The 21,126-nt window shown below is 73.0% G+C and carries 12 protein-coding genes; 10 read left to right on the top strand and 2 right to left on the bottom strand.

From position 1 onward, the window contains the following. Positions 1–221 precede the first annotated feature (221 nt). The 3 genes from H0H10_RS34045 to H0H10_RS34035 all read left to right on the top strand — a co-directional run bounded on the left by H0H10_RS34045 (position 222) and on the right by H0H10_RS34035 (position 6,224). Complete coding sequence (locus H0H10_RS34045; protein ID WP_188185049.1) at positions 222–2,678, top strand: type IV secretory system conjugative DNA transfer family protein; 2,457 nt, start codon at positions 222–224, stop codon at positions 2,676–2,678. Positions 2,679–2,919: 241 nt separating this feature from the next. Then, positions 2,920–4,587, top strand: a complete 1,668-nt coding sequence (locus tag H0H10_RS34040) for a PucR family transcriptional regulator (RefSeq protein ID WP_188185048.1) — start codon at positions 2,920–2,922, stop codon at positions 4,585–4,587. Positions 4,588–4,778: 191 nt separating this feature from the next. Further along, positions 4,779–6,224, top strand: coding sequence for an aldehyde dehydrogenase family protein (locus tag H0H10_RS34035; RefSeq protein WP_188185047.1), 1,446 nt, complete (start codon positions 4,779–4,781; stop codon positions 6,222–6,224). 84 nt (positions 6,225–6,308) lie between these two features. Here the strand turns inward: H0H10_RS34035 and H0H10_RS34030 are convergent, their stop codons facing one another. Further along, the gene (locus H0H10_RS34030; protein ID WP_188185046.1) at positions 6,309–7,220 is read right to left on the bottom strand and encodes a LysR family transcriptional regulator; all 912 of its coding nucleotides are present in this window, start codon (positions 7,218–7,220) and stop codon (positions 6,309–6,311) included. 73 nt (positions 7,221–7,293) lie between these two features. Between H0H10_RS34030 and H0H10_RS34025 the strand changes: the two genes are divergently transcribed. After that, on the top strand, positions 7,294–7,683 hold the full coding sequence (locus H0H10_RS34025; protein WP_188185045.1) for a RidA family protein: 390 nt from the start codon (positions 7,294–7,296) through the stop codon (positions 7,681–7,683). A 40-nt stretch (positions 7,684–7,723) separates the two neighbouring features. Here H0H10_RS34025 and H0H10_RS34020 read toward each other — a convergent pair whose 3' ends face one another. Beyond that, positions 7,724–10,573, bottom strand: a complete 2,850-nt coding sequence (locus H0H10_RS34020) for a glycoside hydrolase family 3 C-terminal domain-containing protein (RefSeq protein ID WP_188185044.1) — start codon at positions 10,571–10,573, stop codon at positions 7,724–7,726. Between the two features lie 365 nt (positions 10,574–10,938). Between H0H10_RS34020 and H0H10_RS34015 the strand changes: the two genes are divergently transcribed. From H0H10_RS34015 to H0H10_RS33990, 6 genes are all read left to right on the top strand, one after another. Next, complete coding sequence (locus H0H10_RS34015) at positions 10,939–12,624, top strand: extracellular solute-binding protein (protein WP_188185043.1); 1,686 nt, start codon at positions 10,939–10,941, stop codon at positions 12,622–12,624. A gap of 26 nt (positions 12,625–12,650) precedes the next feature. Further along, the gene (locus tag H0H10_RS34010; RefSeq protein WP_188185042.1) at positions 12,651–13,685 is read left to right on the top strand and encodes an ABC transporter permease; all 1,035 of its coding nucleotides are present in this window, start codon (positions 12,651–12,653) and stop codon (positions 13,683–13,685) included. Beyond that, positions 13,682–14,617: a carbohydrate ABC transporter permease gene (locus H0H10_RS34005; RefSeq protein ID WP_188185041.1), complete on the top strand. Its 936-nt coding sequence runs from the start codon at positions 13,682–13,684 to the stop codon at positions 14,615–14,617. Before H0H10_RS34010 ends, H0H10_RS34005 begins: the two co-directional genes overlap by 4 nt. Positions 14,618–14,753: 136 nt before the next feature. Next, positions 14,754–16,952, top strand: coding sequence for a sialidase family protein (locus H0H10_RS34000; protein WP_188185040.1), 2,199 nt, complete (start codon positions 14,754–14,756; stop codon positions 16,950–16,952). Continuing rightward, positions 16,952–18,919 (top strand): beta-galactosidase, encoded by a 1,968-nt coding sequence (locus tag H0H10_RS33995; RefSeq protein ID WP_188185039.1) that lies wholly within the window; start codon positions 16,952–16,954, stop codon positions 18,917–18,919. The genes H0H10_RS34000 and H0H10_RS33995 overlap by 1 nt, the downstream gene beginning before the upstream one ends. After that, positions 18,916–21,120, top strand: coding sequence for a glycosyl hydrolase family 95 catalytic domain-containing protein (locus H0H10_RS33990; RefSeq protein ID WP_188185038.1), 2,205 nt, complete (start codon positions 18,916–18,918; stop codon positions 21,118–21,120). The genes H0H10_RS33995 and H0H10_RS33990 overlap by 4 nt, the downstream gene beginning before the upstream one ends. The last annotated feature ends 6 nt before the right edge of the window (positions 21,121–21,126 follow it).

Raw genomic sequence — 21,126 nt, 5'->3', positions numbered from 1 at the left:
CTTTCGGACGCTTGCCTTCTTTTTCGCAGGCTAGGACCGGGAGAGGGGGGTGGGCATGCTCCATGTGGGCGTTGTCGGGGGCGCCGGTTGTCCGCGATGGACATAGCGACCTGTGGACATGCCGACACGGGCCCGGCCGCGTAAGCGGTGAACTCCCCCTGGGAGAGCGTTAGATTGACTCGCTGATGGTGGACGGAGCGGCTGGTCAGGGGGCAAGGGCGATGGACAGCGACGGGAACCGGGACGCGCGGGGTACGCACGCGAATCCTGTGCCGCGTCCGGCGGTGCCGCCGGACGTGCCCTCGGCATCGCCGGGCGTGCCCGCGCTGCCGCCGGACGCGCCCGCGGTGCCGCCGCGGCCGGGGCGTCCTCCCGGCCCGTCGGCCGCGTACGGCCCGCAGACGCCGCCCCAGCCCCAGGGGTCCGCCGTCGCCCAGTGGCTCGACACGCCTCGCCCGGCTGCGGGACCCGGCATCTGGCGCTTCGGTCACCGTCCGCCCAAAGGTACGCAGACGCCGGACCGGCTGCCCTCGATCACGGTCGTCGGTCTGCTGATCCCGCTGGCCGTGGGTCTGGTCCTGTGGTCGCTGTGGCGGCAGGGCAGCGTGCCCTACCAGTGGGCCCCGCTGAAGCTGTTCACCCCGGACGACTGGTGGTGGGGCGGCACCGTCTCGCCGAAGCAGCCCGAAGGCCAGGAGGCCCTGGTCGTCTACGACGGCGTGGCCTTCGCCGCCCTCGTCTACGCCGTCGGACGGCTGGGCAGCTGGCCCGACGTCGCCCGGCACTTCCTGGGGCACCGCCCGCAGCCGGCCAGGGCGCTGCTCGCCGCCGCGGGCGCCCTCATCGCGCTCAGCCTCGTCTTCCCGGACGCCTTCCCCGGCGTCGGCTGGGACGCGCTGCCGGTCGTCGACCCGGTGTTCTCCCTCGTGGTCCTCGTCTCGGGCGGTTACGGCCTGTTCACCTCCCAGCTGTTCACCAACGCGCTGTACGCCCTCGTCACCCTCCTCATCGTGTGGCCGTTCGCCCGGGTCGGCGGCTGGTGGGCGTACACCAGGGAACTCGCCGCCCGCCGCCGGTCGGCGAGGGACCCCGCCGCCCCGCCGGGGGCGGACCTGCCCAGGTCGCAGTGGCCCGAGCTGCGGCACGCCGGGCAGAACGAGGCGGCCGACCTGCTGGCCGCCGAGGTGGCCGCCGGGCGGATGAACGACGTGGACTGCGCCCGCGTCGAGCGGGCCTTCACCGAGGCCCGGCGCCAGGCGCGCCTGGCCGCCTTCACCGACACCGTGCTGCGCCACGGCGCCACCGCCTGGACCCACCCCTCCGGGGCTCGCGACCTGCCCGGTCGCACCGCGCGGCACGATCTGCTCCACGGACAGGTACGCATCGGGCGATGGGTGCCGGGGGAGCGGACCCCGCGTGCCTACCACGACGCCGGCGCGGCCGTCGATCCGCTGACCCTCGGCACCTCGCTGCTCCTGGTGGGACCGCCCGGATCCGGCAAGACCCGGCACGTCACCGGGCCGGTCACCGAGGCCCTCGCGTTGCAGGCACTCACGGGCGGGTGCGCGGTCGTCACCGTCTGCTCCGCCGGATCCGCGCTCGGCCCGGACTCGGCGTACGACGTCGTGGTCCGGATCGGCGACCGCGCCTCGGTCCACGACCTCGATCCGTACGCGGAGTCCGACGACCCCGACGAGGCCGCCGCCTTCCTCGCCGAGGCACTGGCCGGTGACCTCGACTCCGTCGCCGGCCAGAGCGCCGCCACCGCCGTCGCCCAGGTGCTCGGCCCCTATCGGGCGGTGCACGGCCACTTTCCGACGCTGCCGGTGCTGCGAGAGCTGCTGCAAGGGGCGCCGGGGGCGCTGGCATCCTTGCGGGCGGCGCTGTCGGCCGACGAGCACGCCGTGATGCGCCGTGAGCTCGACGCCCGTATGCGTCAGGCCGGGAGCGCGGCCGATGTCGGCCCGGCCCTCGCCGACCGGCTGGCGCTCCTCGACCGGCCGGCCTTCGCCGAGTTCTTCGGTGCCGGTGGCACCGGCAGCCGGCCCTTCTCCCTGCGTGCCGTGGCCCACCATCCGCTGCGGGTGCGGATCGACCTGCCCGAGCGCGGCCACGAGGAGGCGTCCCGGCTGATCACCCGGCTGGTCCTGGCCCAGTTCCACACCGTGGCAGGGGAGGGACGGCGTTCTCACTTCGCCTGCCTGGTTCTCGACGACGCCACCGGCACGGTCACCACCGAGTCGGTGCGCCGCATTCAGCGGCTGCGCTCGCAGAACGCGGGAGTCGTCCTCGCGCTCCGCTCGATCACGGACGTTCCGGAGGCGCTGCACGGCCCGCTGCTCGGGGCCGTCGGCTGCCGCATGGCGCTCGCCGGGGTCACGACGTGGGACGGCAGCCGGTTCGCCGCCGCCTGGGGCACCGAGTGGGTGGAGACCAAGGAGGTGGCCAAGCACACCGTCTTCGCCGACCAGCCGATGACCCGGGCCATCCACGCCCTGCGCAGGCTGGTGACCGGCAAGGCGGTCACCACGGACGCCGTGACGACCAAGCAGGTCGAGCGGGAGCGGTGGTCGGCGTCCGAGCTGGCGCACGCGGTGCCGCCGGGGCACGCGGTGCTGTCGCTGACCACGGTGAAGGGGGAGCACGCGCCGCCGCTGCTGGTGGATCTGCGGGGATGAGCCGCCGCCGCGGGCGTGTCCGCGGGGATGAGCCGCCGCTGCCGGTGTTCCGCGGGATCGATCAGTCGCCGAGCACGGGATACGGGCGCCGGACGACCATACGGTGAGGCAGAATCGACACAGGTCGTTCATACGCGGCGGCCAAAGGATCGTCGAATGATCGCCAGAGGTTCACAGAGATCACACCGACCCCGCCCGACTCGTTGTTCCGCTCGCCTCCTGACGCAGACCTGAAGGCCCCATGCCCCCCACGCTCGCCTCGCTCGTCCACCACTCCGCGCTCAAACTGACCGTGCGCGCGGGCGAGGACCACCTCGACGTGCCCGTCCGCTGGGCGCACGTCAGCGAGCTCGCCGACCCCGTCCCGTACATGGAGGGCGGGGAACTGCTCCTGATCACCGCGCTCAAGCTGGACGCGGAGGACCCCGAGGCGATGCGCCGGTACGTGAAGCGGCTGGTCGACGCCGGGGTGGTCGGGCTCGGGTTCGCCGTCGGCGTCAACTACGAGGACATCCCCGAGGCGCTCGTCGACGCCGCCCGCAAGGAGGGCCTGCCGCTGCTTGAGGTGCCGCGCCGCACGCCCTTCCTCGCCATCAGCAAGGCCGTCTCCGCCGCGATCGCCGCCGACCAGTACCGGGCGGTCACCGCCGGGTTCGCGGCCCAGCGGGAACTGACCCGGCAGGCGCTGGCACACGGACCGGAGGGGCTGCTGGCCGCGCTGGCCTCCCAGGTCGACGGATGGGCGGCGCTCTACGACGCCTCCGGCGCCGTCGTCGCCACGGCTCCGGAGTGGGCGGGCCGCAGGGCCGCCCGGCTCACGGCCGATGTGCAGCGGCTGCGCGAGCGGCCCGCGCCGGCCTCCTCGGTGGTGGGCGGCCCGGACTACGAGGACCGGGTGGAGCTGCACTCCCTCGGCACGTCCCGCAGGGCCCGCTCGGCGCTCGCCGTCGGCACGGCGGCGGCACTGGGCACCGCCGAACGGTACGCGGTGCACTCGGCCATCGCCCTGCTGACCCTCACCACCGAACGCTCCCGGTCCCTGCACGAGGCCGAGCAGCGCCTCGGCGCGGCCGTGCTGCGCATGCTGCTGGCCGGGGAGCCGGACCACGCGCGCGCGGTCGCCGGGGACCTGTACGGCGACCTGCTGGACGCGCCCTTCCGGATGATCGTCGCCGAGTCGGCGTCCGCGTCCGCCGCGCGCGTGCACGCCGGGCAGCCGCCGCGCCCGCCCGCCGTCAAGCCGTCGGCCGCCGCGCTGGCCGCCGCCGAGGCGGGCGGCGACCCGCTGGGGGCGCTCGCCGAGGTCGTGGAGTCGGCGGCCGCCCGCGCGGGCGAGGCGGTGCTGGTCGTGCCCGAGGGGGAGCGGCTGGTCGTGCTCGCCGCGGACGGGGGCGCGGCCGTCGCCGCGTGCACCGAGTACGCGACGGCGCTGGAGACGGCACGTCCCGCGGCCGTACCGGAGCCCGTGCCGGGCGGTGACGAGGACGGGCTGGTCGTCGGGCTGTCGGCGCCGTCCGGGCCGATAGCCGCGTCGGCCGCCTACAAGCAGGCCGAACAGGCGCTGTCGGTGGCGCGGCGGCGCGGACGCGTCTGCGTGGAGCACGAGCAGCTGGCCGCCGGGTCGATGCTGCCGCTGCTCGCCGACGACGCGGTGCGTGCCTTCGCCGACGGGCTGCTGCGGGCGCTGCGCGAGCACGACGCGACCGGGCGGGGCGACCTGGTGGCCTCCCTGCGCGCCTGGCTGTCCCGGCACGGCCAGTGGGACGCGGCGGCGGCCGACCTCGGAGTGCACCGGCACACCCTGCGGTACCGGATGCGCCGGGTGGAGGAGATCCTCGGCCGCTCCCTGGACGACCCGGACGTCCGGATGGAGCTGTGGCTGGCTCTGAAGGCGACGTCTCCGGAGTAGCCGGCCGGCCTGTCCGGCGCTCGCGGGGGCGGCCACCCCTCGCACCCGATACCGCCGGCACCCCGCCATTCCGTCGAACCCCCGACCCACACCACTACGCCCCGGACAAACGCCACCCGCCCGCACCCGCCCTACCGTGGACAGCGCAACCCACGTACACACCCCCAACGCGGAAGGGCCGGGACTCGACTATGACTTCCACCCACGCCTTCTGGCTCGCCGGCCGCCAGGTCACCGGCGAGGACAGCTTCGACGTCACCTCCCCGTGGGACGGCCGGGTCGTCGGCTCCGTCAGCGTCCCGACCGAGGCCCAGGTCGAGGAGGCCGTGGCCGCCGCGTACGCCGTACGGGACGAGTTCGCCGCCACCCCCGCCCATGTGCGCGCCGCCGCCCTGGACCACGTCAGCCGGCGCCTGGTCGAGCGCACCGAGGAGATCGCCCGGCTGATCTCCGCCGAGAACGGCAAGCCGATCAAGTGGGCCCGCGGCGAGGTCGGGCGCGCGGTGTCCGTCTTCCGCTTCGCGGCCGAGGAGGCCCGCCGCTTCAACGGCGGCGAGGCCCAGCGCCTGGACACCGACGCCGGCGGCCAGGGGCGCCTCGCCCTGACCCGCCGCTTCCCCAAGGGCGTCGTCCTCGGCATCGCGCCGTTCAACTTCCCGCTGAACCTGTGCGCCCACAAGATCGCCCCGGCGATCGCGGCCGGCGCGCCGATCATCCTCAAGCCGGCCCCGGCGACCCCGCTGTCCGGCCTGATCCTCGGCGACCTGCTCGCCGAGACCGAGCTGCCCGCCGGCTCCTGGAGCATCCTGCCGGTCACCAACGACCGCATGCCGGCCCTCGTCCAGGACGAGCGGCTGCCGGTCATCTCCTTCACCGGTTCCGAGAAGGTCGGCTACGCGATCATGGACTCGGTGCCGCGCAAGCACTGCACCCTGGAGCTGGGCGGCAACGGCGCGGCCGTCGTCCTCGGCGACTGGGCGAGCGACGAGGACCTGGACTGGGCCGCGAACCGCATCGCCACCTTCTCCAACTACCAGGGCGGCCAGTCCTGCATCTCCGTGCAGCGCGTGATCGCCGACGCCGCCGTGTACGACCGGCTGCTGCCGCGCATCGTCGCCGCCGTCGAAGCCCAGGTCACCGGCGACCCGAACGACGACGCGACCGACGTCGGCCCGCTGGTCAGCGAGGACGCCGCCAAGCGCGTGGAGGCGTGGGTGCAGGAGGCCGTCGACGCCGGCGCCACGCTGCTCACCGGCGGCAAGCGGGACGGCGCCTCGTACGCGCCGACCGTCCTGACCGACCTGCCGGCCGATGTCACCCTCGCCTGCGAGGAGGTCTTCGGGCCCGTCCTCAGCGTGCAGAAGGTGGACGGCGAGGCCGAGGCGTTCGCCGCCGTGAACGACTCCAAGTACGGCCTCCAGGCCGGCGTCTTCACCCACGACCTCCAGACCGCCTTCCGCGCCCACCGGGCCCTGGAGGTCGGCGGCGTGGTCATCGGCGACGTGCCCTCCTACCGCGCCGACCAGATGCCGTACGGCGGCGCCAAGCAGTCCGGTGTGGGCCGCGAGGGCGTGAAGTTCGCGATGGACGACTACACCTACGAGCGGGTGCTGGTCCTGACGGGCCTCGCCCTCTGACCCACCCCCGAAACGGCCGGCGGCCCGAACCCACTGTGCGGGGGTTCGGGCCGCCGGCCCGTGTACGCGCTCCGGCGTCCGAGGTCACCGGGGCCTGTCCGGCGGATCCTGGCCGAGAGCCGACAGGAGCCGTGCGACCAGGGGGTTCGGGTCCTTCTTGCGCCAGGCGACGGCGACCCGGGTGCGCGCGGTGCCGGGCTCGATCCCGCGGAAGGCGACGCCTTCGAGCCGGATGCGGCGGGTGCTCTCCGGGGCCAGTGACACGCCCAGTCCGGTCTCCACGAGGGCGCAGACGGTCTGCCATTCCACGGCGTGCTGGACCACCTGCGGCGTGAAGCCCGCCGCGGTGCACAGGCCGGTGATCCGGTCGTGCAGTCCCGGGCCGACGGCCCGGGGGAGGAGCACGAAGGGGGAGTCCGCCAACTGCTCGACGCGGACGGTCCGTTGTGCGGCGAGGGGGTGCGCGGACGGCAGGACGGCCACGAAGGGCTCGGACAGGACCGTCTCGAAGCCGAGTTCCGTCTCGGTGGCGGGCGGCTCGCGCAGCAGGCCGATGTCGATGGTCCTGTCGTGCAGGGCGGCCAGCTGCGGTGTGGTGGTCATCTCGCGGATGTCCAGCCGAACGGCCGGATGGTGCTCCCGGAAGGTCCGCAGCAGGCCGGGCAGGACGGTCAGGGCGAGGGAGGCGGCGAAGCCGATCCGCAGGCGGCCGGTCCTGCCGCTGCCGGCCTCCCGGGCCGCGGCCAGGCCCTCCGCGAGGCCGGCCAGGGCGTGCCGGGCCGCGGGGAGCAGTTCCCGTCCGGCGGGTGTGAGGGCGACGCGTCCTGGTTCCCGGCTGAACAGCGCGTGGCCGACCTTGTCCTCCAGGCGGCGGATCTGCTGGCTCAGTGGCGGCTGGGCGATGCCCAGACGGGTGGCGGCGCGGCCGAAGTGCAGCTCCTCGGCGAGCACGACGAAGGCGTGCAGCTGCGGAAGGGGAAGTTCGGGGCGGTCCATACGCCTAGAGGTATCACCCCATGCCCTAAGCAGTATTAGACGTATCAACGCCCGGTCGCTTAGCGTTCGGCGCATGACAGAGCGACGCCCGGTCCTCAGCGGTTCCACGTTCGAGGAACAGATCGGCTACGCCCGCGCCGTGATCGACGGCGACTGGGTGCACGTCTCCGGGACGACCGGATTCGACTACGCCACCATGACCATCTCCGACGACGTCGTGGAGCAGGCCGAGCAGTGCCTGCGCAACATCGGGGCCGCGCTGGCCGAGGCGGACTGCACCTTCGCCGATGTGGTCCGGGTGCGCTACCTGCTGCCCGACCGGGCCGACTTCGAGCCGTGCTGGCCGGTCCTGCGCCGCGCCTTCGGCGAGGTCCGGCCGGCCGCCACGATGCTCGTGTGCGGCCTGGCCGACCCCCGCATGAAGATCGAGATCGAGGCGTACGCACGGCGGCCCGCCGCCTAGGAGCGGGCCGCCGCCCAGGAGCAGGCCGCCGTGCGGATCGTCAGCCGGAGAAGCCGATGTGCGCGAGCCGCAGGGCTCCGCGCAGCCTCACCCGGACGTCCCGCACCCCCTCGGCGGTGAAGCCGGCGGTCAGGGTCGTGTAGGCGTACGGTCCCGGGGTGGGCGTCCGCGTCGACAGCACCGCCGTCGCACCGCCGTCGACGGAGACCTCCACGGTGCCCTCGCCCGCCACCTCCACGCTCACCCAGGTGACGCCGGGGCCGAAGTCGCAGCCGCGGTAGAGCAGTTCGCCGGTCCGGCCCGCCGCCGGCGTCACCGCGTCGCCCGCGGTCTTCGCGCGGTCGACGATCTCGGTGCCGCTCTGCTCGTCGAAGGCGGCCGCGTCCAGGCCGTGTTCGCCCACCGGGCGCGGGGCGGCCGGCTCCCCGTCGAGCGTGATCGTCGTGCTCAGCCGGACGTCCTCGCTGGACGCCCCGGCCAGCAGCGCGTACGGTCCCGGCTCCAGCCGCCACCGGCCGTGCGCCACGTCCCAGAACGCGAAGTCGGACAGGGGGAGTTCGAAGTCGACCTCCGCCCTCTCGCCCGGCGCGAGGGTCAGCCGGCGGTGTGCCAGCAGTTCGCGGCGCGGGCGCGGCACGGACGGGTCCTCGGCGCGGGCGTAGAGCTGCGCGACCTCGTCGGCGGTGACATCGCCGGTGTTGGTGACGGTGAACGAGACGCGCACCGCCTCCTGCCCGACCCGGGCGGCGAGGTCCGCGTACGCGAAGGACGCGTACGACAGGCCGTGCCCGAACGGGAACAGCGGCGTGCCCTCGAAGTACAGATAGGTCTGACGGCCGCCGATCACGTCGTAGTCGAGCAGGCCGGGCAGGTCGGCGTCGGAGGCGTACCAGGTCTGCGGCAGCCGCCCGGCGGGCGAGACGTCACCGGCGAGGACCCGGGCCAGCGCGGTGCCGGCCGCCTGGCCGCCGTGCGCGGTCCACAGCACCGCCGGGAGCGTTTCCGTGTCCACCGCGTACGGATACGCGGAGACCAGCGCCAGCACCGTGTGCGGGTTGGCGGCGCGGGCGGCGCGCAGCAGCCGCCCCTGGTGGTCGGGCAGCCGCAGCGTCGTACGGTCCTGCGTCTCCCGGCCGTTGATGTGCGGGTCGTTGCCCGCCACCACCACGACCACGTCGGCGCCGGCCGCGGCCCGCGTCACCGCGTCCTCGCCGCGCTCGGTGACGACCAGTTCGAAGACCTCCGGGTCCTCGTCGTCCGAGGCGGCAACCTTCACGCCGTCGGCGGCGACACGGACGGGACGACCCGTCCCCAGGTGCCGGAGGAGGTGACCGTTTCCGTGGGGTTCCAGGCGGAACGTCTCCTGCACCACCCAGCCTCCGGGCTGGTCGGCCGAGGCGCGGACGTAGCCGTCCTCCGCGACCGAGAGGTAGCGCCCGTCGGGGGCGCGCAGGGTGAGGACGTCCTCGCCCCAGTCGACGAGGGCGAGTTCGGTGCCGGCGGTGTCGGTGGTGAGCGGGGGGAGATCGGTACGGCCGGCGAGCAGGGCGGGGTCGAGGGCGCCTTCGGCGCCGCGTGCCTCGCCGGGGGCGTCGTCGTCGGCCGGCGGCACGTGCAGAAACGTCCCGGTGCCGGTCTTCAGCAGGACCCGGTCCACGCCCTCCGCGAACCGCACCTGCTCGGCGCCGAACCGCTCGTACAGGCCCTCCAGCGGGGTGGAGCGGTGGATGAGCGTGCCGCTGTACCAGTCGAGCTTGCACTCGTCGGCGAGCAGGCCGACGACGGCGACCCGGGCGCCGGGGGCCAGCGGCAGCACGCCGTCGTTCCTGAGCAGGACGACCGCCTGCTCGGCCGCCTCCCGCGCCAGCGCGCGGTGCTCCGGCGTGTCGAAGTCGGCGGTGTCCGCGTACGGATCGTGCTCCGGGTCGAACTCGCCGAGGCGGAAGCGGACGGAGAGCTGCCGGCGTACCGCCGCGTCGAGGTCGGCCTCGGTCAGCAGGCCCCGGTCGAGGGCGCCGCGCACGCGTGCGGTGATCTTCGAGGAGTCGGTGCCGTGGTCGGTGAAGCTGTCCACGCCGGCCCGCAGTGCCGCCGCGGTCGCCTCCTCGTGGGTGTCGAAGTAGTGCTCGGAGTCGACCAGGTTGGAGGGCGCTCCGGCGTCCGAGCAGACCAGCAGGTCCTCGTCCGTCCAGGTGCGCAGGTGCTCCCGGAGATAGGGGGAGACGTGGTTGGGGCGGCCGTTGACGAGGTTGTAGGCCGGCATCACCCCGGCCACCGCGCCCGCCTCGACCGTCGCGCGGAAGGCGCGCAGGTCGTACTCGTTGAGGACGCGCGGGCGCACGGACGACGAGGTGGTGTCCCGGTCGGTCTCGTTGTTGTGGGCGAGCCAGTGCTTGAGGACCGGAGCGGTGCGCCAGTACGTCGGGTGGTCGCCGCGCAGGCCGCGGGTGTAGGCGGTGGCGATGGCCGAGGTGAGCCTCGGGTCCTCGGAGTAGCCCTCCTCGTTGCGGCCCCACAGCGGGTGGCGCAGCAGGTTCACGGTCGGGGACCAGACGTTGAGGCCGACGCGGTCGTCGCGGGCGCGCATCGCGCGGGCCTCCTTGGACACCGCCTCGCCGATCCGGCGCACGAGGTCGTCGTTCCAGGTGGCACCGAGGCCGACGGCCTGCGGGAACACCGTCGCCGGGCCCATCCAGGCCACCCCGTGCAGCGCCTCCTGACCGGTGCGGAAGGCGGCGATGCCGAGTCGTTCGACGGCGGGCGTGAACTGGTGCAGGAAGCCGGTCTTCTCGTCGAGCGTGAGCCGCGACATCAGATCGTCGATGCGCTTCGCGAACGGCAGATGCGGATCGCGGAAAGGCGGCGTGGGCGGCGGCGTGGGTGCGGTCACGTGGGGTCCCTTTGCGATGGAGCGGCAGGCTCTTTCGAAGCGCTTCGATGCTCAGTGCGCCTCGGGGTGGGTGTCAAGACGCTTCCCTGGCCCACATTCGGTCTCTCAGCAAATCCCAAGCCTCACATGAGCCGATCAAGCGGCTGCGGTGCCCGAAATACCTCCGAGGAATCTGGAGGCGAGTCTTGTGCGCCTTCAGGTGTTCACTTAACCTCGCAGCAACATCGAAGCGCTTCGACTATGGGGACTGCCAACCGGAGTCACGCATTCCTCCGACGACCGCTTCAGCTCAGCCAGTTCCACTGAAGACACCGCAGCCGACGGCCACCGCCGGGTGTCCCGGTGCGCCATGAAGGGTTGACGCAATGACGCCGAACGCCGCCTCCGGTCCCAGCCGGAGAAACTTCCTCGCCTCCTCGGCGGTCGCCGCCGCAGCGGTGGCGGGAGGGATGCCGCTGCTCACCGCCTGCGGCGGATCCGACGGGGGCTCGCGGGACGGCACCACGTCCGGCAAGGACGCCAAGAAGCTGCTGCCGGCGTACGTGGCCAGCAACGTCGTCACGCCCGACATCCCCAGCAAGAACGGCTCCGCGGTCGGCTTCACCGGCAAGCTGGACCTCGCCGGGCTGAAGACCTCGGTGCCCGAGAAGCTCGGCAAGGGCGGCAGGGTCACCGTCATGTCGCCGTTCTGGGGCTCCCCGCCGAAGGCGGACAACGCCTACTACAAGGCGATGAACGACCTCATCGGCGTCGACGTGGTCTGGCAGAACCAGGACGGCAACACCTACGACCAGAAGCTCGGCGCGGTCCTCGCCTCCAGCGAGGTGCCCGACGTCGTGGTCGTCCCCGGCTGGAACATGACCGGCAAGATCCCCAGCGCCATCATCGGCAAGTTCGCCGACCTCGGCCCGTACCTCTCCGGTGACGCCGTCAAGGAGTACCCCAACCTCGCGGCGATCCCCACCGACGCCTGGCAGCGCTCCATCTTCGGCGGCAAACTGCGCGGCCTGCCGATGCCGTCCTCGTACGTGACCGGCATCGTGCCCCTCTACCGCCAGGACGTCTTCGAGAAGGAGGGCTACGAAGTCCCCCGGTCCTGCGACGAGTTCATGGCGCTGGCCAAGGAGGCCACCAACGCCAAGGCCAAGCGCTGGGCCTGCCTGGACATGAAGTGGACCGCGTTCAACGCCTTCGGCGTGCTCTCCGGCAACGAGAAGTCGCTGGGCTGGAATCAGGTCGACGGCAAGCTGGTCTGCCGCATCGAGACCGAGGAGTACCTCGAGGCCCTGGAGTGGACGCGCAAACTGTTCGCCGCCGGTGTCGTGCACCCCGACGCCAACCTGGGCAAGAGCAACGCCACCGACCCCGGGCCCAAGTTCGCCGCCGGTGAGTTCCTCATCTACAACCAGGACATGTCGCAGTGGTGGAGCCGCACCGCGGAACAGGCCACCCAGAACCCCGGGTTCAAGATCTGGGGAATGGACATCTTCGGCCACGACGGCGGCGACCCCACGCTGTGGGCGCAGAACCCGGCGGGCATCTTCGCCTTCGTCAACAAGAAGGCCTCCGAGTCCGTGATCCGCGACGTGCTGGCCGTCGCCAACGTCACCGCCGCGCCGTACGGCACCAAGGAGTACATGGCCACCAACTACGGCGTCGAGGGCACCCACTACACCGTCAAGGACGGGGTCCCCACCAAGACCGACCAGGGCAACATCGACGTGATGAACGCCTACGTGATGATCGCGAGCCCCGCCGCGACCATCGCCCACCCCGACTACCCCGAGGTCGCCCGGGGCCAGGTCGAGTGGCAGCAGCGGATGGGCGCCTTCACGAAGAAGTCGGCGTTCTACGGCATGCAGATCACCGAACCCGCCCGCTACACCAACCTCTCCAACGACTTCGAACAGCTGGAGGACGACATCGTCCGCGGCCGCAAGAAGATCGGCGACATGCAGCAGGCCGTCTCCGACTGGCGGAGCAAGGGCGGCGACAAGCTGCGCGACTGGTACAAGAAGCTGCTCGACGAGAACGGCTCCGCGGCGAGCTGACCGGCACCGAGGCAAGGAGAACGGCCGTGTCCCACAGCACGGTGCCTCGGAGCAGGGCCGAGGCCGAACAGACGAGGAAGACCCCGGTGGCGCCCGGCGACGCCACCGGGTCCGGGAAGAGACCGCCCTCCGGGAAACTGAGCCTCGGGCTGAGGTTCCGGCGCGACCGCGTACTGCTGCTGATGACGCTGCCGGCCGTCCTGCTGGTCCTGCTCTTCAACTACGTACCGATCCTCGGCAACGTCGTCGCCTTCCAGGAGTACGACCCCTACATCAGCGAGAACGGGATCGTCTCCATCCTGCACAGCCCCTGGGTGGGCCTGGAGAACTTCCAGCGGATCCTGGAGGACTCCGCCTTCTGGAACGCGGTGCGGAACACGCTGGTGCTGTTCTTCCTCCAGCTCGTGCTGTACTTCCCGATCCCGATCCTGCTCGCGCTGCTCATCAACAGCGTGGTCAGGCCCCGGGTGCGGGCGGTCGCCCAGGCCGTCCTCTACCTGCCGCACTTCTTCTCCTGGGTGCTGGTCATCGCCGTCTTCCAGCAGCTCTTCGGCGGCGCCGGAATCCTGTCCCAGCTGCTGCGCGCGCACGGCTACGACGGGCTCGACATCATGACCGACCCGGAGACCTTCAAGTTCCTGATCACCGCGCAGAGCGTGTGGAAGGACGCGGGCTGGGGGATCATCGTCTTCCTCGCCGCGCTGGCCTCGGTCAGCCCCGACCTGTACGAGGCCGCCGCGATGGACGGCGCCGGCCGCTGGCGCCGCATGTGGCACGTCACCCTGCCCGCGCTGCGCCCCGTGATCGCCCTGCTGCTGGTGCTGCGGGTCGGTGACGCCCTCACCGTCGGCTTCGAACAGATCCTCCTCCAACGCGACGCCGTCGGACCGGGGGCCGCGGAGGTGCTGGACACCTTCGTGTGGTGGAACGGCGTGCGCAACCAGGACTTCGGCTACGCGGCGGCCGCGGGCCTCGTCAAGGGCGTCGTCAGTCTCGGCCTGGTCCTGGCCGCGAACAAGGTGGCCCACCTCATGGGCGAGCAGGGGGTGTACAAGAAGTGACCGCCGTGACCGACAAGCCGACGCGCGCACCCGGCCGCTGGGCGGCCCCGCCCCGACCGGTGTGGGAGGAGAGACCCAGCCGGGCCGGACTGGCCGGCAAGGGGCTCGTCCTGACGCTGGCCTGCCTCGGGATCCTGTTCCCGCTGTGGATCGTCGTCGTCACCAGCCTGTCCTCGCGCAAGGCCATCGACGAGGCCGGCGGACTGGTGATCGTCCCCCAGGACATCACCTTCGTCGCCTACCAGGAGCTGCTCAGCGGCGGCCAGGTCACCCGCGCCGCGATCATCAGCGTCGTCATCACCCTCGTCGGCACGCTGTTCTCCATGGCGGTGTCGGTGCTGTGCGCCTACGGGCTGTCCCGGACCGGCTCCCTCGGCCACCGCTGGATCCTGATGATCCTGCTGGCCACCATGTTCTTCAGCGCCGGCCTCATCCCCACCTACCTGCTGGTGCAGTCGCTGGGCCTGACGGACAGCTATCTCGCCCTGATCCTGCCGAGCGCGATCAGCGTCTTCAACATCCTGGTGCTGCGCGGCTTCTTCATGGGCATCAGCCAGGAACTCATCGACAGCGCCCGCATCGACGGCGCCGGGGACTTCCGCATCCTGTGGCAGATCGTCATGCCGCTCTCGCGCGCGGTCCTCGCGGTGATCACGCTGTTCTATGCCGTCGGGTACTGGAGCGCCTGGTTCAACGCCTCCCTGTACCTGAACGACCAGGACATGATGCCGCTGCAGAACGTCATGATCCAGCTCGTGCAGAAGCAGGAGGCGCCGGTCGGCCTCGGCCAGGCGATCAAGACCGGTGAACTGTCCGGTCTCGCCGTGCAGATGGCCGTCATGGTCATGGCCCTGCTGCCCGTCGCCGTGCTGTCGCCCTTCGTCCAGCGGCACTTCAAGAAGGGCATGCTCACGGGGGCGGTGAAGGGCTGACGCCCTCGCGGGGCGCCGCGTGATGTCCGGGCGCGGCGCCGTCGCGGCCGGCCGCGCCCACGCGGTGCAGCCGCATGCCGGCACGGTCCCCGCCCCCGAGTCCCTCCACTTCCCCCCGTCCTTGCAGAGGTATGTCATGAACGCGTCCCCCTTGAGCAGACGTGCCGTTCTCGCCGGGGCGGCCGCCGGCGCCGCGCTGGCCGCCGCCCCGCTCGCCCCCGCGCGGGCGCGAGCCGGCGAGAACGCCCGGGAAACCCCCTACCGCTGGCGCAACGTCGTCATCGGCGGCACCGGCTTCGTCACCGGCGTCCTGTTCCACCCGTCCGTGCGCGGCCTCGCCTACGCCCGCACCGACATCGGCGGTGCCTACCGCTGGGACGACCGCGCCGCCCGCTGGACCCCGCTCCTGGACCACCTCGGCTGGGACGACTGGAACCTCCTCGGCGTCGAGGCCGTGGCCGTCGACCCCGCCCACCCGGACCGGCTGTACCTGGCCTGCGGCACCTACGCCCAGTCCTGGGCGGGCAACGGCGCGGTCCTGTACTCCGAGGACCGCGGAGCGACCTTCCGCCGCACCGACCTCACCGTGAAGCTCGGCGCCAACGAGGACGGGCGCGGCACGGGAGAACGGCTGCTCGTCGACCCGCGGGACGGCGACACCCTGTGGCTGGGCACGCGGCACGACGGTCTGCTCAAGTCGACGGACAGGGGGGCCACATGGGCGGTGGCCGACGGCTTCCCGCCCTCCCCCTCGGCCTCCGGCCAGGGCGTCACGCTGCTCGTCGCGGCAGGGCGTGCCCTGTACGCCGGGTGGGGCGACGCCGGCGGCGGCACCGCCCCGAACCTCTACCGCACGACCGACGGCACCACCTGGCAGGCCGTGCCGGGGCAGCCCTCCGGCGCCTCCGCCAAGGTGCCGGTCCGCGCCGCGTACGACCGCGGCACCCGCGAGCTGTACGTGACCTACGCCGACGCACCGGGACCCAACGGGCAGTCGGCGGGCAGCGTGCACAAGCTGGCCACCACGACCGGCACCTGGACGGACGTCACCCCCGCGCGGCCCGGCGGAGACGACACCTTCGGCTACGGCGGTGTCGCGGCCGACGCCCGCCGGCCCGGCACCGTCGTCGTCTCCACCAACAACCGCTGGGCGGCCGTCGACACCCTGTACCGGACCACCGACGGCGGACGCAGATGGACGTCCCTGAGGGAGTCCGCCGTCTTCGACGTCTCCGAGACCCCCTACCTCAAGTGGGGCGAGGACGAGCCGAAGTTCGGCTGGTGGATCCAGGCCCTCGCCCTCGACCCGTTCGACTCCCGCCACGTCGTCTACGGCACCGGCGCCACCCTCTACGGCACCCGGGACCTGAAGAACTGGGCCCCGCAGATCCGTGGCCTGGAGGAGACGTCCGTGCGCCAGCTGATCTCGCCCCCGGTCGGAGAGGCGCACCTGATCAGCGGACTCGGGGACATCGGCGTGATGTACCACGAGCGGCTCACGGCGTCTCCGTCGCGCGGCATGGCGACGAACCCCCTGTTCGGGACGGCGACGGGACTCGCGCAGGCCGTGGCCAAGCCGTCGTACGTCGTCCGCGCGGGCTGGGGCGACCACGGCAACGGCGCCTACTCCAACGACGGCGGGCGGACCTGGGCGCCCTTCGAGGCCCAGCCCGACATCGCCAAGAGCGCACCGGGGCCGATCGCGACCAACGCCGACGGCAGTGTGCTGCTGTGGGTCTTCGTGCACTGGGACGGCACGAAATACCCCGCCTACCGCTCCGCGGACAACGGCGCCAGCTGGTCCGAGATCGCCTCCTTCCCGAAGGGCGCCACGCCGGTCGCCGACCCGGCCGACCCGACGCGCCTCTACGCATACGACACCGATACGGGAAGTGTGTACGCCAGCACCGACAGCGGCCGTTCCTTCACCGTCCGTGCGACCGGACTGCCCTCCGGTGACGGCCAGTTCGAGCTGGTCGCGGCCCCCGGACGCTCGGGTGACCTGTGGCTGAGCGTGAAGTGGAACGGGCTCTACCGGTCCACCGACGGCGGGGCCACCTTCACGAAGATCACCAGCTGCCGGGCCTCGTACACCCTCGGCTTCGGCAAGGCCGCCGACGGCGCCGGCTACCCGGCGATCTACATGGTCGGCTCGACGGAAGACATCACGGCCGTCCACCGCTCCGACGACGAGGCGGAGAGCTGGGTGCGGATCAACGACGACCGGCACCAGTGGGGCTGGATCGGCGAGACCATCACCGGCGACCCGCGCGTCCACGGCCGTGTCTACATAGCCACCAACGGGCGCGGCATCCAGTACGGGGAGCCCGTCTGATGCCCCGGCTCGGCGACGCCACCCGCGGCCGCATCCTCTACGGCGGCGACTACAACCCCGAGCAGTGGCCCGAGGAGACCTGGCACGAGGACGTCCGGCTGATGAGGGCCGCCGGCGTCAACTCCGTCACCGTCGGCGTGTTCTCGTGGGCGAAGCTCGAACCCCGGCCGGGGCAGCGGGACTTCGCCTGGCTGGACCGGCTGATGGACCTGGTGCACGAGCACGGCATCGGCGTCGTCCTCGCCACCCCCACCGCCTCCCCGCCGCCGTGGCTGGGGCACCTGCACCCCGACACGCTGCCCGTCGACCAGGACGGCCGCACCGAGTGGTGGGGCGGCCGGCAGCACTTCTCGCACTCCAGCGCCACCTACCGCCGCCACGCCGCCGCCATCACCGAGGACCTGGCCGCCCGCTACGCCGGCCACCCCGCCCTCACCATGTGGCACATCAACAACGAGTACTGCACCTACGACTACGGCGACGAGGCCGCCGCCCGGTTCCGACGCTGGCTGGGGAACCGGTACGGCACCCTCGACGCCCTCAACACCGCCTGGGGCACCGCCTTCTGGAGCCAGGGCTACGGCGACTGGGACGAGGTCATGCCGCCCCGCCACGCCCATTACCTGAAGAACCCCACCCAGGTCCTGGACTTCCGGCGCTTCACCTCCGACATGCTCCTGGAGTGCTACACCGCCGAGCGCGACATCGTCCGCCGCCACACCCCCGACCTGCCGGTCACCACCAACTTCATGCCGCTGTGGTCCGGCCAGGACGCCTGGCGCTGGGCCGAGGAGGAGGACGTCGTCTCCGTCGACCTCTACCCCGACCCGCGCGACCCGCTCGGCGCCCAGCACGGCGCCCTCGTCCAGGACATGACCCGCTCGCAGGCCCGCGGCCCGTGGATGCTCATGGAACAGGCGGCCGGCGCCGTCAACTGGCGCGGCGCGAACCACCCCAAGCCACGCGGACTCAACCGCCTGTGGTCCCTCCAGGCCGTGGCCCGCGGAGCGGACGCCGTCTGCTACTTCCAGTGGCGCCAGTCCCGGCAGGGCGCGGAGAAGTTCCACTCGGCCATGGTCGGCCACGCCGGTGAGCAGGGCCGGACCCACCAGGAGGTCAGGCAGCTCGGCGCCGACCTCGCGAAGATCGGCCCGCACACGGCGGGCACCCACGTCGGCGCCGGCATCGCCGTCCTGCACGACTGGCACTCCTGGTGGGCCGGCGACCAGGACGGCCGCCCCTCCACCCGCTTCGACTACCCCGACGTCCTGCACGCCTGGCACCGGGCACTGTGGGAAGCCCACCTCACCACCGACTTCGCCCACCCCGAGCACGACCTGACCCCGTACCGGGTGGTCGTCGTGCCCCAGCTCTACGCGCTCACGGACGCGGCGATCGACAACCTCCTCGCCCACGTCCGCCGCGGCGGCACCCTCGTCTGCGGCTTCCTGACCGGCGTCGCCGACGAGGACGACCGGATCAGGCCCGGCGGCATCGACGCCCGGCTGCGGCAGCTGTTCGGCATCCGCACACTGCACGAGTGGTGGCCGCTGGAGACGGACGAGACGGCAGTGTGCGACGGCTTCCGGGGCACCCTGTGGTCGGAGGAGATCGAGCCCGACGGCACCGCCGACGAGACGGTCCCGTACAAGGGCGGCGAACTGGACGGACTGCCCGCCGTCCTGCGCAAGGGGCGCGCCTGGTACGTCTCGACGCTCCCCGAGCCGGACGCGCTGCGCGACCTCCTCGCCCGGATCTGCGCCGACGCGGGCGTCCGCCCGGCGCTGGCCGGGCTTCCCGCCGGGGTCGAGGCCGTACGCCGCGGTGACCTGCTGTTCCTGCTCAACCACGGGCGCGACCCGGTCACCGTCGGCGTCCCCGGCACCCACCGCGACCTGCTCACCGAAGCGACCGTCACCGACCGCGTCACCCTCGGCCGCCACGGCGTGGCGGTGCTCGCCCCATGACCGGCGCACCCGTGCACGGAACCTGGGAGCCGGAGCCGGCCGCCCGCTGGGAGGACGCCTTCCTGACCGGCAACGGCCACCACGGCGCCCTCGTGTTCGGCGACCCGGAGACCGACCGGGTCGTCGTCACCCACCACGCCCTCGTCCGCCCGAACGGCGACGACGAGCACCGCAGACCACCCCGGCTCGCCGCCGGCCTCCGCGCGCTCCAGGACCGCCTGCTCGCCGGCGACACCACCGCCGCCGAGGGCTTCACCGACGGCCGCCCGCTGCAGTGGGTGCGGCCCTTCCACCCCGCCTTCCAGCTGCGCCTGACCCGGCCGTCCGGCGACGCGGCGCCCCACCCCTACCGCCGCTGCGTCGACTTCGCCACCGGCGAGGCCACGGCCGTCCACGGCACCTGGACCAGCCGTGTCTTCGTCTCCCGCGCCGACGACGTGATCGTCCAGCGCGTCACCGCGCCCGGCCTCACCCTCGACCTCGCCCTGGACCACCGCCTCCCCGGCGCCCCGGCCGCGCTGGGCGTCGGCCACGGAACCGTCCTCACCCCCGAGGGCGCCCTGCTCGGCCTGCGCGTCCGCTACCCGGGCACCGACCTCGGGTACACGGGCGTCACCCTGGTCGCCGTCACCGGCGGCACCACGAGACTCGTACCGCCGGGCGTACACGTCGAGGGCGCCACGGAAGTGCTGCTCCTGACCCGGGTGCGCCGTCACACCGGCGAACTGGACGTGACCGCCGAGGGCAGGGCACTGCGCGGCCTGCCCGCCGGGACGTCGTACGACGGCCTCATCGACCGCCACCTCGCCCTCCACCGCACCGCCTACCGGCGCGTCACCCTCGACCTCGCCGCCGACCCCGCCGAACGCGCGCTGCCGGGCTCGGCCCTGCTCGCACGACCCCGCAGCGCCGCCCTCCTGGAGCGGCTGTTCGCCGCCGGCCGCTACCACCTGCTGTCGGCCAGCGGCCTGTTCCCGCCCCGGCTGACCGGCCTGTGGACCGGCGACTGGAACACCGCCTGGTCCGGGGCGTTCACCACCAACGCCAACCTCAACCTCCAGACCGCCTCGGCCGCGGCGGCCGCCCTACCCGAGGTCACCGAGGCCCACGCGGCCCTGGTCCACCGCCAGCTCCCGGACTGGCGGGACAACGCCCGCGCGATCTTCGGCACCCGCGGGATCGTGGCGCCCTCGCACACCGACGGCGAGTGCGGGCACACGTACCACTTCAGCCGCGAGTACCCCCTCCACCTGTGGACCGCGGGCGCCGACTGGCTGCTCAAGCCGCTCGTCGACCACGACGAGACACGCGGCGAGAGCGACCCCCGCACGGCCGCCGCCCTCGCCGAAGCCGCCCTGTTCTACGAGGACTTCCTCACCCGCACCGACGAGCACGGCCGGCTGGCCATAGTCCCCTCCTACTCGCCCGAGAACCGGCCCGCCAACGCGAGCTGGGGGACGGTCGACGCGGCCATGGACCTCTCCGCCGCCCGCCACGCCCTGCTGACCGCCGCCGACCACCACCCCGGCCACGCCGACCGCTGGCGCGCCCTCGCCGACCGCCTCCCGCCCCACCGGATCAACGCCGACGGCGCCCTCGCCGAATGGGCGTGGCCGGGCCTCGACGACACCTACGACCACCGCCACCTCAGCCACCTCTACGGCGTCTGGCCGCTCGACGAGATCAACCCCTACGACACCCCCGCCCTCGCCGCGGCCGCCCACCGTGCCCTTCAACTGCGCGGCGCCGAGAACGACTCCGCGCACGGCCACCTCCACCACGCCCTGGTCGCGGCCCGGCTCCGGGACGGCACCCGGGTCGCCCACGCCCTGGCCCGGGTCCTCGACGGCGACTACTTCCACGCCTCCCTGATGAGCGCGCACTACCCCCGCCGCGACGTCTACAACGCCGACGCCGCGCACGCCCTCCCGGCGGTGCTCATCGAGATGCTCGTGCAGTCCACCCCCGGCCGGCTGGTGCTGCTGCCCGCGCTCCCGGACACCTGCCCCCGTGGCGAACTCCGGGGCGTCCGCACCCGGTTCGGGGCGGAGATCGACCTCACGTGGACGGCGGGCGCCGACGCGAAGGCCGTCGTGCGCCCGAGCCGCAGCCACCGCGTGGAACTCCGGACCCCCTCCGGCGCCGAGTGGCTCGACCTCGTCGCCGGGGAGGACCGCGTCATCGGCTTCACGACGCGGTAGTCCCCC

It is taken from the genome of Streptomyces griseicoloratus, assembly GCF_014534645.1.
Taxonomy (GTDB): domain Bacteria; phylum Actinomycetota; class Actinomycetes; order Streptomycetales; family Streptomycetaceae; genus Streptomyces; species Streptomyces griseicoloratus.
This window is presented reverse-complemented; position numbering and strand designations above follow the sequence as displayed.

What these genes read in the sequence shown, in the direction of transcription:
- H0H10_RS33995 (WP_188185039.1), top strand. Translation starts at nt 16,952, where the DNA reads ATGCCCCGGCTCGGCGACGCCACCCGCGGCCGCATCCTCTACGGCGGC.
- H0H10_RS34015 (WP_188185043.1), top strand. Translation starts at nt 10,939, where the DNA reads ATGACGCCGAACGCCGCCTCCGGTCCCAGCCGGAGAAACTTCCTCGCC.
- H0H10_RS34045 (WP_188185049.1), top strand. Translation starts at nt 222, where the DNA reads ATGGACAGCGACGGGAACCGGGACGCGCGGGGTACGCACGCGAATCCT.
- H0H10_RS34040 (WP_188185048.1), top strand. Translation starts at nt 2,920, where the DNA reads ATGCCCCCCACGCTCGCCTCGCTCGTCCACCACTCCGCGCTCAAACTG.
- H0H10_RS34000 (WP_188185040.1), top strand. Translation starts at nt 14,754, where the DNA reads ATGAACGCGTCCCCCTTGAGCAGACGTGCCGTTCTCGCCGGGGCGGCC.
- H0H10_RS33990 (WP_188185038.1), top strand. Translation starts at nt 18,916, where the DNA reads ATGACCGGCGCACCCGTGCACGGAACCTGGGAGCCGGAGCCGGCCGCC.
- H0H10_RS34025 (WP_188185045.1), top strand. Translation starts at nt 7,294, where the DNA reads ATGACAGAGCGACGCCCGGTCCTCAGCGGTTCCACGTTCGAGGAACAG.
- H0H10_RS34035 (WP_188185047.1), top strand. Translation starts at nt 4,779, where the DNA reads ATGACTTCCACCCACGCCTTCTGGCTCGCCGGCCGCCAGGTCACCGGC.
- H0H10_RS34030 (WP_188185046.1), bottom strand. Translation starts at nt 7,220, where the DNA reads ATGGACCGCCCCGAACTTCCCCTTCCGCAGCTGCACGCCTTCGTCGTG.